The following is a 14,031-nucleotide window of genomic DNA, read 5'->3' on the forward strand; positions in this document are numbered from 1 at the left end:
CCACACATCAGGAGCACCACCCATCATGAACCGCTTCACCGGCAAAACCGTTATTGTCACCGGCTCCTCCAAGGGGATTGGCGCGGCTACTGCGCGGCGGTTTGCGGGGGAGGGGGCGAATGTGGTGCTCAATTCGCGCAGCCGGGCGGATTGCGAGGCTTTGGCGGCGGAGCTGGATGATGACCGCACGCTGATTGTGGAGGGCGATGTGTCGCAAAAGGCCTTTGCCGAGGAGATCGTGGCCAAGACGCTGGAGACATTCGGCGCATTGGATGTGCTGGTCAACAATGCCGGGATCGTCAAACCCAGCCTGATGGTCGATGCGAGCGACGAGGATATCGACGCGCAGATCGGGGTCAATCTGAAGAGCGTGATCTACCTCTCGCGCGCCGCCATTCCTGCGCTGGCGAAGACCAAGGGGTGCATCGTCAACACCTCCAGCGTCTCCGGCATCAGAGGCGATTTCGGAATGCCGATCTACAATGCGACGAAGGGCGGGGTGGACAATCTCACCCGCGCACTTGCGCTCCAGCTGGGCGCTCAGAAAATCCGGGTGAATGCGGTCAATCCGTCCCACACGCGGACTAATATGACTGACGGGATGGAAAATCATGGCCCGCTGATGGAGGACTTCAATACGCGAATGCCGCTGGGCGAACCGGCCGATCCGGACGATATCGCCGGACCGATCCTGTTCCTCGCCTCGGCCGATGCGCGGATGATTACCGGCGTCTGTCTGCCTGTGGATGGCGGCGTGACGGCCAGCAACGGCCAGCCCAACTTCATGAAGTATTTCTGAGGCCTGGCGGCCATAAGTAAGATGCCTTGGGCGAGACACCGGTCCCGCCCAACATCGGCTGCTTAGCCACCCATTGAGCGCTTCGCCCGTTTGCGCTCATGCGGGTCGAGGATCGCTTTGCGCAGGCGAATGCTTTGCGGGGTTACCTCCACCATTTCATCGTCGTCGATATAGGCGATGGATTGCTCCAGCGTCATGACGCGCGGTGGCGTCAGGCGGATGGCGTCGTCCTTGCCGGTGGAGCGGAAGTTGGTCAGCTGCTTCGACTTCATCGGATTGACTTCGAGATCGTCGGGCTTGGCGTTCTCGCCGATGACCATGCCTTCATAAATCTTGGCGTTCGCGCCGATGAACAGCTCGCCCCGGTCCTCCAGCATGTTGAGCGCGTAGGCAGCCGCTTCGCCGGGAACCATGGAGATCAGCACGCCATTCTGGCGGCCTTCGATGGGCCCTTTGTAGACGTCGTATTTCTCGAACAGGCGGTTCATGATGCCCGTGCCGCGCGTGTCGGACAGGAATTCGCCGTGATAGCCGATCAGGCCGCGGCTGGGCGCGCTGAAAGTGATGCGGGTCTTGCCCTGGCCGCTGGGACGCATCTCGGTCAGCTCGGCCTTGCGTCGCTGCATCTTCTCGACGACTGTGCCGGAGTGCTCGTCATCCACGTCGATGACGACGGTTTCGTAAGGCTCCATGCGCTGCCCGTCTTCTTCGCGGAACAGGACGCGCGGACGGCTGATGCCCAGCTCGAAGCCCTCGCGGCGCATCGTTTCGATGAGCACGCCGAGTTGCAATTCGCCCCGGCCTGCGACCTCGAAGCTGTCCTTGTCGGCGCTTTCGGTCACGCGGATGGCGACATTGGTTTCCGCCTCGCGGTTCAGGCGGTCGCGGATCATCCGGCTGGTGACCTTGTCGCCCTCGCGGCCCGCCAGCGGGCTGTCATTGACGGCAAAGCGCATCGCCAGTGTCGGCGGATCGATTGGCTGCGCGGCAATCGGTTCTTTCACCGCAGGGTCTGCAATAGTGTTGGCGACGGTGGCCTTTTCCAGACCGGCCAGCGCGATAATGTCGCCCGCTTTCGCCGTTTCGACTGGAACACGCTCAAGCCCGTCAAAGCTCATCAGCTTGGTCGCACGGCCGACTTCGACGACATTGCCGTCCATATCGATGGCGTGGATCGGATCGTTGACATTGACCGTGCCCGACTGGACGCGGCCGGTCAGCACACGGCCCATGAAATTGTCGCGGTCAAGCAGGGTGGCGAGGAAGCTGAACGGCCCGCTGTCATCCAGACCCGGCGAGGGGACGTGGGTGACAATCCGCTCGAACAGCGGGTCCAGCGTGCCTTCGCGAATATCGTCGGTCTCGCCGGCATAGCCATCGCGGCCGCTGGCATAGAGCACGGGGAAATCGAGCTGGTCGTCATCGGCGTCGAGGCTGACGAAAAGGTCGAATACCTCGTCGAGCACTTCTTGCGCGCGGCCATCGGGGCGGTCGATTTTGTTGACGACGACAATCGGGCGCAGGCCCAGCGCCAGCGCCTTGCCGGTTACGAATTTGGTCTGCGGCATCGCGCCTTCCGCGCTGTCGACCAACAGGATGACCCCGTCGACCATGCTCAGGATGCGCTCCACCTCCGCGCCGAAATCGGCGTGGCCGGGCGTGTCGACGATGTTGATGCGCGTTGTTTCGCCATCATGCTCCCATTCCACGCTGGTGCACTTGGCGAGAATGGTGATGCCGCGTTCTTTCTCCAGATCGCCGGAATCCATCGCGCGTTCTTCCACGCGCTGGTTTTCGCGGAACGTGCCGGACTGGCGGAAAAGCTGGTCGACCAGCGTGGTTTTGCCGTGATCGACGTGGGCGATGATCGCCACGTTGCGAAGCGCTTGGGACATGAAATTTCTCGTTTGAAACGGGGTAGGGGGTGCGCAAGGTGCAGCGGGCCCCTTGGCAAGTCGCGCGCCCTTTAACCGAGGGGCGGGATTACCACAAGCTGCGTAGGGGCGATCTGGGACGCTGCGACGCTGTGTGACAGCAAAGCAACACAGCGCAAACCGCATGATGGTGCGGTCTTGTGAGCGCTTGAGCGGCATGGATGCAACGCCTAAAGGCGAGCGCTACAGCGCCGAAGCTACGATAGATCGAGCGGATGGCGCATTGTACGGAGAGGAAATTTTGATGAAATTCACGAAATCCGGCTTTGCCGGAGCAGCACGCTTCGCATTGCTCGGCAGCGCCGCTGCCATCGCCTTCCCTGCCACCGCTCTGGCGCAGGATGCGGCACCCGCCGATGACGAACCCGAAGTCGTCGACAGCAATGTTATCATCGTGACCGCTTCCAAGCGTGAACAGACGCTGCAGGAAACTCCGATTTCTGTTAGCGTGACATCCGGTGAGACGCTGGAGCAGGCCCAGATCCGCGACGTTCTCGACCTGCAGACCGTTGCTCCGTCGCTGCGTGTCAGCCAGCTGCAGACATCGTCTGCTTCCACTTTCATCATTCGCGGTTTCGGTAACGGCGACAACAACCTCGGGATCGAGCCTTCGGTCGGCGTCTTTATCGACGGCGTGTTCCGCTCGCGCTCTGCCGCGGCCCTGTCCGATCTGCCCAACGTTCAGCGCATCGAAGTCCTGAACGGCCCGCAATCGACCCTGTTCGGTAAAAACGCTTCGGCCGGTGTGATTTCGGTTGTGACCCGCGAGCCGCAGTTCGATTTCGGCGGCAAGGTCGAAGCCAGCTACGGCAATTTCAACGCGATCATCCTGAAGGGCGATATTACCGGCCCGATCACGGACAGCGTCGCCTTCTCCATCGACGGCGGCATCAACAAGCGTGATGGCTATGCCGAGATCGTCAATCTTGGTGTCGACCAGAACGATCGTGACCGATGGAACGTTGGCGGCCAGCTCCTGTTCGACAATGGCGGCCCGCTGCGCATTCGTGCGAAGGGTGACTATTCCGAAATCGACGAAGTGTGCTGTCAGGTATCCACGCTGGTATCCGGTCCCGTGACCGGTGCCATCAACGCTGTCGGCGGCCAGCTTTCGACCGACTTCTTCGGTTACGATGCGTTCCTGAACTTTGTGCCGTCGAACCAGATCACCAATTACGGCGGTTCGATCCAGGCCGATCTCGAGCTTGGTGCCTTGTCGTTCACCTCGATCACCGCCTATCGTGAACTGGATAACTTCTTCCTTTCGGACATCGATTACAGCAGCGCCGACCTTGCGACTGAAACGCGCGACCAAAGCGTCCAGACCTTTACGCAGGAATTCCGGGTGGCGTCCGATTTCGACGGCCCGATCAACTTCCTGCTCGGCGGTTTCTTCTTCGACGAAAGCATCACGCAGGATAGCGAGATCGGCAACGGCACGCAGATTCGCGACGTGTTCGAACTTCTCGCCGGCGGCAACCCGGTCGATGTTCTCACCGGCGCGCCCAGCGTATTTAACGGTGTGGAAGCGGCTCTTGGCCTTCCTCAAGAAAGCATCTTCCGCCAGCCGCTTCTCACGGCCGAGCAGTTCTCGATGGATAACCAGGCTTGGTCGATCTTCGGTACGGTCGATTTCGAACCGATCGACGGCCTCGTCGTGACCGGCGGGTTCAACTACACCGACGACAAGAAGGATTTCGCTCTTGCCCAGCAGAGCTTCGATCCGCTTGCCAGTGTCAATCTGGTTGATGCGTTCATCGTCGGCGGCATCGCCCAAGCGTTGCAAATTGCACCCAGCCAGGTGACACCGGCAGTCATCAGCGGCTTCGCCAGCAATCCCCAGACTGCACCGATTTTCGGCGCAATCGCCGGAGCAGCTGTGGATGGGAACCAGAACCCTCTGCTCGCTCTGCAGCCGTTCCAGTTCCAGCCGCCATTCCTGACGATCCCCAACGCCGTCGAGGATGGCCGGACTCGTGACGACAAGTTCACGTATCTGGCACGGATCGCTTACGAAGTGTCGCCGTCGATCAACATCTACGGCAGCTACGCCACCGGCTTCAAAGCGAGCTCGGTCAACCTTTCGCGCGATTCGCGTCCGCTCAATACGGACTTCGTTGCCGGTCCGCGCGGTTCGACCATTCTGGCACCGTCCTCGCCGATCCTCGATGCTGGTCTGGCCCTGCCAAACCTCAGCAGCGGTTCGCGCTTTGCCGGTCCGGAAGAGGCGACTGTGTTCGAACTCGGCTTCAAGGGCCAGTGGGACGGACTGAATGTCAATCTGGCATTCTTCGATCAGAGCATCGAAGGCTTCCAGAGCCTCGCCTTCACCGGCACCGGCTTTGCTCTGCGCAATGCGGGTAAGCAGTCGGTTCAGGGTTTCGAACTGGATAGCTCGATCAACCCCACCGACGGTCTAGTGCTGACCTTTGCCATGACCTACCTCGATCCCCTGTTCGACAGCTTCACGGGTAGTGTTCTGGGCGACCTTACGGGCGTGAAGCCGGCAGGTATTCCGGAAATCGCGATTGCGACTTCGGCAACCTATACCCACGAGTTCGGTATGAGCGGCAACACGCTGACGACCCGTATCGATTACAACCACGAGAGCGAAACCAACATCAACAACGGCCTGCCGACGTTCAACGCTGCTCTGGGCAACACGCAGTTGTTCCGCCGCTCGGTGAACCTCGTCAATCTGTCGACGACGTTGGCACTGGACAATGGTCTGGAAGTCGGCCTGTGGGCCCGCAACCTGCTGAACGACCAGTTCATCACCACGGTGTTCGATGGTGTGGCGCAGGCCGGTACGGTCTCGGGCTACCCGAGCGCGCCGCGCACCTATGGCGGTCTGGTTCGTTTCCGCTTCTAACAGGCTTGCTCTCACGAGCTTGGACGGGGAAGGGGGGCTTCGGCTCCCCTTTTCTTTGGCCTTTTTCGTTTCAGGGCGGGGCGTTTAGGATCCTGACAGGGGGCGGTATGCAGAAGGCCGGATCAGGGACAGTCGTTTCGCTGGCCACAAGCTCGGCCCACGGCTTCTCGAAAGCGACGACCGACCGCCTGATGCTGCTCGAAGGGCTCGGGGTCGAGGGTGATGCCCATTGCGGCGTGACGGTCAAACACCGCTCGCGCGTCGCCGCCGACCCGTCACAGCCCAATCTCAGGCAGGTGCATCTGATCGCTCAGGAACTGCTTGCCGAGCTGGCGGGCAAGGGCTTCGATGTGCCGCCCGGAGGACTGGGCGAAAATATCCTCACCAGCGGGATCGACTTGCTCGCCTTGCCGCGTGATACGGTTCTGCATCTGGGGCCTGAGGCGCAGGTGCAGATCACAGGCCTGCGCAACCCGTGCGCCCAGATAGAGAGCTATCGCAGCGGACTGCTGCAAGAGGTCGTATCAAAGAGCGATCAGGGCTCAATCATCCGCCGTGCGGGAATCATGGGCGTGGTTCTGGCAGGCGGTGAGGTTCGCACAGGTGATGCTGTGGGTGTTTACCATCCACCAGCGCCGCATGTGCCGCTGGACAGGGTCTAGGCCCCTAGAGCGACCTGAGCGCCTGTGCCGGTTTTGCCTTGAGTAGCGGCAGCGAGCCGAGGAGCGCGAAGCCCACCACCAGCGCCAGCCCTGCGCCCAGCACGGCGAGGACCACGCCCCAATCGGGCAGCCAGTCGAACTCGAACAGCTGCGTCACCACCAGCCACGCCAGTCCGCTGCCGATCGCTAGTGCGACGACCGCCAGCACCAACGCCAGCAGCGCGTATTCGAGGAACTGCATCAGCAGCACCTGCCTGCGGCTCGCGCCCAGAACGCGCAGCACCACCGTGTCGTAAGTCCGCGCAGCGCGGGCCGCAGCGATTGCGCCGAGCAGCACCGCAAGGCCCGCCAATACGGCGACAGACGCCGCGGCCAGCGTCGCGAGGCCCACTTGCCCCAATATCTCGCGCGCCTGCACTAGAACCTGCCCGACCTCGATTACCGAGCTGGAGGGGAAGCGCTGGACCAGCGCGCGCAGCAGTGGGCCGGTGTCGTCCACATTGGGCAATTCGATCGTCGCGGCGAGATTGTGCGGGGCGTCTTCCAGCGCATTCGGGCTGAACACGAAGACGTAATTGAAGCCCATGCTTTCCCAGTCGATCCGCCGCAGATTGGCGACCCGCGCGGTGCGCTCCACGCCCAGCAGAGCAATGGTGATCGTGTCCCCGATCTGCATGTCGATGGAGGCGGCGAATTCCTCGTCCACGCTGACCAGCGGCTCGCCCGTCCATTCAGGGCCCCACCATTGGCCTTCGGTAATGGTGTTGCCCGGCGGGATTTCCGCCGCGTAGGTCAGTCCGCGTTCGCCGCGCAGAGCCCAAGCGCCGTCGGGGATTTCTTCCAGATCGGCAACGCGGGTCTGGTTGTCCTCCGGCCCGTAGGCGGTCACCGAGCCGCGCAGGGCGGGGACGGTGCGGATCATCGCGTCGCTGTCTTCGGCCTGCACCAGCGTGCGGAAATCGTCGGCCTGATCGCGCGGGATGTCGAGCACGAAATAGTCGGGCGCTTCGGCCGGAACGCGGCTCTGGATGTTGCCGTCGATGGCGCTCTGGATTGCGGCCAGCAGGACAAACGCGCTGAGGCCGAAGCCGAGCGCCGTCACCAGTGCCCCGGTCGCCGCGCCGGGGCGGTGCAGATTGGCCAGCGCATTGCGCAGCAGCGGATTGGAGGGACGTGGGGCCTTGCGCGCGAGCCAGCGGATGCCGAGGCCCAGAGCCGCCAGCAGCACCAGCATTCCGGCTGCTCCGGCGAGGAACCCGCCCGCAAGCAGGGGCTGCCGCGATGTCAGCAAAGCGAGGGCGACAATCGCCACCAGCCCGCCGCCGACCCACGCAATCGCTACCCCGTCCTTGGCCAGCGGAGCCACACGCGCCCGCATCAGCGCCATGGCGGGAAACCGGCGCGCGCGCAGAAGCGGGGTCGCAGCAAAGACCAGTGCGACCAGCAGGCCGTAGGCACTGGCCAGAATGAGCGCGCCCGGTTCCAATACAAATCCGGTGTTCACGGGCAGCAACCCGTCCAGCGCGACCGCCAGCAGCGGTGTTACTGCGAGACCTGCTGCAAGGCCCGCTACACTGCCCACCAGCGCGGCCAGAGCAATCTGCAAGCCATAGATGCGGGTAATGTCCCGGCTCGTCGCGCCGAGCACTTTCAGGGTCGCGATGCTGGATCGCCGCGCCTCCAGATAGGACGACACCCCGCCGCCGATCCCGATCCCGGCAATCACCAGCGCGGCCAATCCGACCAATGTCAGAAACTCGCCCATCCGCCCGACAAACCGGTCTGCGCCGGGGCTCGCCCGGTCACGGTCGCGGAAATCGAACCCGGCGAGCGGGAATTGTTCGGTCAGCGCTTCTTCCACCGCCTCCGGGTCTTGCTCCCCGTCAAAGGCGATGCGGGTCTTGCTCTGATACATCGCACCCGGTTGCAGCAGGCCCGCCTCGGCCGGCACATTCTCGGCAACGATGATGGTGGGGCCAAGCTGGAATCCTTCGCTCAATTTGTCGGGCTCGTTGTCGATCACGCCGCCGACGGTCAGCGTTGCGGTGCCCACAGTGAAAGCGTCACCCACACCGATATCCAGCCGATCCAGCGCCCCCTGACCCAGCCATGCCTCTCCCGGTGGCGGAGCGCCGACGGAGCGCCCGTCGCCCAGCGTAAGCTCGCCATAGAGCGGGTAAGCCTCGTCGACAGCTTTCAGGCCCACCGGTGCGGTATTCTCGCCATTGCGGGCGACAACCTGCAGCCGTGTGCCGCTCGAAAGCCTGCCATAGGCCTCCAGCGCCGCCATCTCCTCCTCGCTCGGGGAGCGCTGCCAGATCTCGACTTCCAGATCACCGCCCAGCAGGGTCTGTCCGCGATCGGCCAGCTCGCCCTCGATCGCGCCGGTCAGCGTGCCGATGGCGGCCAGCGCTCCGGTGCCGAGAAACAGGCAGACCAGCAGCAGACGCAGGCCCTTGAAACGCAGGTTCAGCTCGCGCCGGGCCAGCTTCCATGCCGTGCCCCATGAGAGACCGTCGGTGGCAGCAGCTGCGCTCATTATGCGAGATCAGTCAAAGTGTCGGTGGCAATCTTGCCATCGCCGAGCGTGATGATCCGGTCGCAGCGTTCGGCCAGCGAGGGATCGTGCGTGATGATGACCAGCGTCGCACCGGTTTCCTCGCGGCGGCCGAACAGCACTTCGATAATCTCTGCACCGGTGGCGGCGTCCAGATTGCCGGTGGGTTCGTCGGCGAAAATCAGATCGGGGCGCGGGGCGAGGGCGCGGGCAATGGCCACGCGCTGCTGCTCGCCGCCCGAGAGCTGGGTGGGGTAGTGGTCCAGCCGGTGGCCGAGGCCGACCGCTGTCAGCTCGTCCTGCGCCCGTGCACGCGCGCCCTCGATCCCGGCCAGCTCCATCGGCGTGGCAACATTCTCGGATGCGGTCATGGTCGGGAGCAGGTGGAAGGCCTGCAGCACGATGCCAATCCGCCCGCGCCGTGCCTGCGCCAGTCCGTCCTCGTCCATGCCGGAGAAATCCGCGCCTGCAACTTGCAGCGTGCCCGATGTGGCCCGCTCCAGCCCGGAGAGCACCGCCATCAGCGAGCTCTTGCCCGAGCCCGATGGGCCGAGCAGCGCGAGAACCTCTCCCGGCGCGATATCGAGATCGATACCTTTCAGGATCTCGACCGGATGCTTGTCCTGGCCCAGAGTAAGGGTGAGATTGCGGGCGGAGATGGCGGTACCGGAGGCTGTGCGTCCGGCGGCGGCCATGCTGTCTTGGGGGCTAGTGGTCACGGCGTGGCAGTGCCATAGGAGCCTGTATGGAACAACCTGTCCGAGATACCACCATGTCGAGCCTTCTTCGTCGTTCGTCGATTATTGTTGCAATGGCCGCCTGTCTGGGCCTCGGCGCCTGCGATGCGCAGGCACCTGTGCCGCCAACAGAGGAGCAGACACAGGATAATGCCGCAGCAGAGCCTGCGGTTCCCGTATCCGGTCAGCAGCGCGATATTCTCGCCTTCGGAGACAGCTTGTTCGCAGGCTATAATGTGCCCAAGGATGACAGCTATCCGGCCAAGCTGGAGGTCGCGTTGCGCGAGGCCGGGGTCAATGCGCGGGTGATCAATGCCGGGGTCTCCGGCGATACCAGCGCGGCGGGGCGTCAACGCTTTGAGTTTACGCTGAACGCGCAGGAAGAGACGCCCGATCTGCTGGTGCTGGAACTGGGCGGCAACGATCTGCTGCGCGGGCTGGACCCGGCGGAAACGCGCGCCAATCTGGCGGCGATGATCGAGACGGCGCAGGCGCGCGGAATCGACGTGCTGCTGATGGGGATGCAGGCCCCGCCCAATGTCGGGCCGGAGTTTCTGGCCGAGTTCAACGGCCTCTACAGCTCGCTGGCCCAGGAATACGGGGTCAAGCTGGTGGAGAACTGGATCGCCGAAGTGGCGATGCAGCCCGAGCTTATCCAGTCCGACCGTATTCACCCGACGGTGGAGGGGATCGAGTTGCTGGTGAAGGGCACAGTGGACGATGTTGCGGCGGCTTTGCCAGCGGAGTGAGAATTGAGGGCTCCGAAGCCCACCCCGCTGCGACTAGGCAGCAAGCTGCCAAGTCTCGCTGCCCCTCCCGCATGCGGGAGGGGAGGTGCAGGTTGGCGAACGAAGAGAGCCTAGCGAACCGGGGTGGGCTTCCGCAGCCCTAAACCCGCTCCAGCACCCCGTCAGAAACCCGCCACACCGCCGCCTCGGCGCGAATGGCATCGAAGGGTTCGGCCTCCGTCGCGGTCAGCCACGCTTGCGCCCCGCCGCTGCGCAGGCGGTCGAACAAGGCTTCTCGCCGCACGGGGTCGAGATGCGCGGCCACTTCGTCCAGCAGCAGCACACCGGCGCGTCCGCGCGCGGCGAGCTCGGCATGCGCGAGGATGATGGCGATCAGCATCGCCTTCTGCTCACCGGTGGAGCACAGGGCGGCGGGCTGGTCCTTGGCCGCCATGCTGACCAGCAATTCGTCGCGGTGCGGGCCTGTGAGCGTGCGCCCGGCGCGGCGCTCGCGCATCCGGCCCTCGCGCAGGGCCTCAGCCAAGGCCTCGCGTTCAAGCGGTCCGCCCGCCTGAAGGGCCAGCAGAGGCTTCGCAAAGGGCGCATCTGGCGTCATCGCGAGCGCCTCGCCGACCATGCCCACCAGACGCGCGCGGCCCTGCGCCAGCGCCGCGCCTTGTTCGGCCAGTTGCACTTCGATCCCGTCGAGCCACGCGGCCTCCGGCTCGCGTTCGTCCGACAGCAGGCGGTTGCGCTCTCTCAGCGCTGCTTCGTAACGGCTGGCGGCGCGGGCATGGGCAGGATCGAGCGCAGTGGCCAGCCGGTCCATAAAACGCCGCCGCTCGCCGGCACTGGCGGTGAACAGCCCGTCCATCGCCGGGGTCAGCCATGATAGGGCGAGCCATTCCCCCAGTCCGATCGCGCTGGCTTCTGCTCCGTTGATCCGCACGCGCCGCCTGCCGGGGCGCTCCGGCGCGGTCGCGGTGCCTAGTTGCACCGGCTCCCCGCCATCGGCCGGGTTCAGTGTGGCAGAGATCGCAAAACCGCCCGAACCGCCGCTGCGCGCGACATCGGTCAGCGGAGCGCGCCGCAAACCGCGGCCAGGGGCGAGGAAGGACAGCGCCTCCAATATATTGGTCTTGCCCGCGCCGTTTTCGCCCACCAGCAGGTTGAACCGCGCGGTCTCTTCCAAGGCCGAGGCGCGGTGATTGCGGAAATCGGAAAGGGCGATGCGGGCGATTGTCATGGGCGCAGCCGCTCCTAACGCGCCCCCATTTCAAGCGCCATCGAAACAGGCAGAAAAGCTGAAACCGAATGTTGGGGAAATTTCCCAATCCATGGGATTTCTGAACATTCGTTCATATTGGTATTAAGTCGAAAACGGGAGAATTCTGCCGTTTTTCAAAACTGGCACAGCTGATGCAAAGGTATGGGCAACCCGGCGGGATGGTCCTGACGGGAACCACAGAAAGGAAAATTCAATGTCTGTCTTCGCTTCCAACCGCTTCGCCGCCGCCGTTTTCTCGGTCGCCGTTTCCGCAGTTGTCTTCGCCGCCGCTATCGTTCCCGGCAGCCCTGCAATGTTCGTCTGATCCCCAGACGATCAATTCCAACCAACCCGAACAGGAGAATTACCAATGAACCGCCTTTCCAACTGGAGCTCCCAGCTTTTCGCAGGACTTGGCTCCCTCGCAGTGACCGGTGCCCTGATGGCCTACGCCATTATCCCCGCGTCCCCCTCGCTCGCCAACTCCATCGCACCGGTGATCGCATGAGCAAGATCGAACGCAAGAACAATGTCGATGGTCCGGTGATCGGTTCGGACCACGGTCTGGGCAAGAGCTTCCGCCTCGACAAGCGCGATGCCAAACTGGCTGGTGTATGCGGCGGGATTGCCAACTACTTCGATGTCGACGCCTTCTGGGTCCGTCTCGGCTTCGCAGCAGGCACCATCATCGGCTTCGGATCGCTGATCCTGGTCTACATCGCGATTGCACTGATCGCAGATTGAAGCGCGGCACTTTGTAGCTGACCCGGTTTTCAGGGCAGCCGCGCCTCACAATCGAAGAAAACCGGGAGGGGCCCAAGCGGCCCCTCTCTTTTTGCCCGGCGCAAACAGGCAGGCGCAACCCCATCGAACGCAGGTCGACAAAGGGCGACCGCCCGCCGGCCGAATGGCCGCCCCTCGGAGGCGATCGCGCAGCGATTACGCCGCGAGAGATCACATCGCGCTGATACCGCCATCCAGTTTCAGCTCTGCGCCGGTCATGAACCGGCTCTCGTCGCTCGCCAGATAGAGCACCGCATTGGCGATGTCGTTCGGTTCGCCGACGAATTTCAGCGGGATTTGCCGCGCCAGTTTTTCCAGCAACACGCCTTTTTCGATATTGTGATGCTGCGCCGTACCATCGAGGATCGGCGTATCCACAAAGGTCGGGTGCACCGAGTTCGAGCGGATTTGCATGTTGTTCTTCGCGCAGTGCAGGGCGATGGATTTGCTCAGCATCCACACCGCCGCTTTCGACGAATTATAGGCCGGCATCGTGTCGCTGGCGATCAGTCCCGCGATGCTGGAGATGTTGATGATCGAGCCGGGCGCATGCTCGCGCATCAGGGGCAGGGCCTTCTGACAGCCGTGAAAGATCGAATCGACATTGACGGAGAAGCACTTCTTCCAGTCTTCGAAGGTGCAGGTCTCGATATTGCCCGCAACGCCGATCCCGGCATTGTTGACCAGCACATTCAGCCCGCCCAGATGCTCGCGCGCGGCGCCCACGGCTGCTTCCCATTCGCCCGGATCGGTCACATCGTGAGTGACGGCAAAGGCCGTGCCTGCGCCCAGCGCGGCGTTGATGCCGTCGGCTGTTTCCTGCGCGCCTTCGCCATTGCGGTCGGTGCACAGCACCCGCGCGCCTTCCTGTGCCAGCAGCATCGAATGCGCCGCGCCCAATCCCTGCGCCGCGCCTGTGACCAGTGCGAGTTTGCCTGCAACGCGGCCCTGTTTGGTGCCTGCCATTGTTATTCTCCCGTGAAGTGAAATGCGCCGTTCAGGCGATCAGATTTTGTGTGGCCAGCAGCATGGCGATCCGCACGTCGATGGCAACATTTTCCGCACGTTTGGCGGCAACAAATGTGTCCAGCTCGGCCAGTTTCACGCGGTGCACGGCGATATCCTCGCCCTCGACGCCGCCGCCATCGGATACTTTGGTCAGCTCGCTGGCGCGCATCAGGCTGAAGCTTTCGGAGACCATGCCGGGGCTGGAATAATATTCGCCCAGCGACACCATGTGCCCTGCGCGGTAGCCGGTTTCTTCTTCCAGTTCGCGCGCGGCGGCGGTCTCGGGCGCTTCGCCTTCGCCGCCATCTTCATCGCCGATCAGGCCAGCGGGGATCTCCAGACTGAACCGGCCTAGGGGCACGCGGTATTGCTCCACCAGCAGCACATGCTTGCCATCGGCGGCATCGTCGATGGCGACAATGGCAGCGGCACGGATGCCCCGCGCACGGCCCGCATATTCCCAGCGGCCACGGGTCTTGGCGGTGATGAATTTGCCCTGCCAGACAATCTCTTCGGGCTTGTCCGCATCCGCGTCGCGGGCTGGGGAATTGCTATGAGTCACTGAAAATCCGTTCGTGCTGCGCTTCTGTGGAAGGGCCCTTCGACAGGCTCAGGGCGAACGGGTCAAGGGGCGGGTCACAAAGGGGGGCAAGAGGGCAGGGGGCAATAGGCAAGTGGCGGTAA

General features: G+C 63.5%; 13 protein-coding genes. 7 read left to right on the plus strand and 6 right to left on the minus strand.

Annotation, left to right across the window (positions count from 1 at the left end; genetic code table 11):
- Positions 1 to 25 precede the first annotated feature (25 nt).
- A complete protein-coding gene (locus ACFCW2_RS09650; protein ID WP_379545973.1) occupies positions 26 to 799 on the plus strand; it encodes an SDR family NAD(P)-dependent oxidoreductase in 774 nt (257 codons plus the stop codon).
- Between the two features lie 62 nt (positions 800 to 861).
- Here ACFCW2_RS09650 and typA read toward each other — a convergent pair whose 3' ends face one another.
- Entirely contained in the window at positions 862 to 2,694 is a 1,833-nt protein-coding gene (gene typA / locus ACFCW2_RS09655) for a translational GTPase TypA (protein WP_379545975.1), read from the minus strand.
- Between the two features lie 283 nt (positions 2,695 to 2,977).
- On the opposite strand from typA, the gene ACFCW2_RS09660 reads away from it, so the two are divergent.
- Together ACFCW2_RS09660 and ACFCW2_RS09665 are read left to right on the plus strand one after the other, a co-directional pair.
- Positions 2,978 to 5,605, plus strand: coding sequence for a TonB-dependent receptor (locus ACFCW2_RS09660; protein WP_379545976.1), 2,628 nt, complete (start codon positions 2,978 to 2,980; stop codon positions 5,603 to 5,605).
- A 107-nt stretch (positions 5,606 to 5,712) separates the two neighbouring features.
- Entirely contained in the window at positions 5,713 to 6,267 is a 555-nt protein-coding gene (locus ACFCW2_RS09665; RefSeq protein WP_379545978.1) for an MOSC domain-containing protein, read from the plus strand.
- 4 nt (positions 6,268 to 6,271) lie between these two features.
- Here the strand turns inward: ACFCW2_RS09665 and ACFCW2_RS09670 are convergent, their stop codons facing one another.
- A complete protein-coding gene (locus ACFCW2_RS09670; RefSeq protein ID WP_379545979.1) occupies positions 6,272 to 8,806 on the minus strand; it encodes an ABC transporter permease in 2,535 nt (844 codons plus the stop codon).
- A complete protein-coding gene (locus ACFCW2_RS09675) occupies positions 8,806 to 9,519 on the minus strand; it encodes an ABC transporter ATP-binding protein (protein WP_379548963.1) in 714 nt (237 codons plus the stop codon). The genes ACFCW2_RS09670 and ACFCW2_RS09675 overlap by 1 nt, the downstream gene beginning before the upstream one ends.
- Positions 9,520 to 9,569: 50 nt before the next feature.
- Here ACFCW2_RS09675 and ACFCW2_RS09680 point away from each other — a divergent pair, with 50 nt between their 5' ends.
- A complete protein-coding gene (locus ACFCW2_RS09680; protein ID WP_379545980.1) occupies positions 9,570 to 10,310 on the plus strand; it encodes an arylesterase in 741 nt (246 codons plus the stop codon).
- Between the two features lie 139 nt (positions 10,311 to 10,449).
- Here ACFCW2_RS09680 and recF read toward each other — a convergent pair whose 3' ends face one another.
- Positions 10,450 to 11,535 carry a DNA replication/repair protein RecF gene (recF, locus tag ACFCW2_RS09685; RefSeq protein ID WP_379545981.1) on the minus strand — a complete coding sequence of 362 codons (1,086 nt, stop codon included), beginning with the start codon at positions 11,533 to 11,535 and terminating at the stop codon, positions 10,450 to 10,452.
- Between the two features lie 235 nt (positions 11,536 to 11,770).
- Between recF and ACFCW2_RS09690 the strand changes: the two genes are divergently transcribed.
- Genes ACFCW2_RS09690 through ACFCW2_RS09700 form a run of 3 tightly spaced genes read left to right on the plus strand, consistent with a single transcriptional unit; the run spans position 11,771 to position 12,300 of the window.
- Complete coding sequence (locus ACFCW2_RS09690; protein WP_379545982.1) at positions 11,771 to 11,881, plus strand: recombination protein F; 111 nt, start codon at positions 11,771 to 11,773, stop codon at positions 11,879 to 11,881.
- 45 nt (positions 11,882 to 11,926) lie between these two features.
- The gene (locus ACFCW2_RS09695; protein ID WP_379545983.1) at positions 11,927 to 12,064 is read left to right on the plus strand and encodes an enoyl-CoA hydratase; all 138 of its coding nucleotides are present in this window, start codon (positions 11,927 to 11,929) and stop codon (positions 12,062 to 12,064) included.
- The gene (locus ACFCW2_RS09700; protein ID WP_379545984.1) at positions 12,061 to 12,300 is read left to right on the plus strand and encodes a PspC domain-containing protein; all 240 of its coding nucleotides are present in this window, start codon (positions 12,061 to 12,063) and stop codon (positions 12,298 to 12,300) included. The genes ACFCW2_RS09695 and ACFCW2_RS09700 overlap by 4 nt, the downstream gene beginning before the upstream one ends.
- A gap of 210 nt (positions 12,301 to 12,510) precedes the next feature.
- Here the strand turns inward: ACFCW2_RS09700 and ACFCW2_RS09705 are convergent, their stop codons facing one another.
- Positions 12,511 to 13,305 (minus strand): SDR family oxidoreductase, encoded by a 795-nt coding sequence (locus ACFCW2_RS09705; protein WP_379545986.1) that lies wholly within the window; start codon positions 13,303 to 13,305, stop codon positions 12,511 to 12,513.
- Positions 13,306 to 13,336: 31 nt separating this feature from the next.
- Positions 13,337 to 13,909, minus strand: a complete 573-nt coding sequence (locus ACFCW2_RS09710; RefSeq protein WP_379545988.1) for an NUDIX hydrolase — start codon at positions 13,907 to 13,909, stop codon at positions 13,337 to 13,339.
- Positions 13,910 to 14,031 lie beyond the last annotated feature (122 nt).

Source organism: Qipengyuania algicola (genome assembly GCF_042492175.1).
Classification (GTDB): domain Bacteria; phylum Pseudomonadota; class Alphaproteobacteria; order Sphingomonadales; family Sphingomonadaceae; genus CAJXSN01.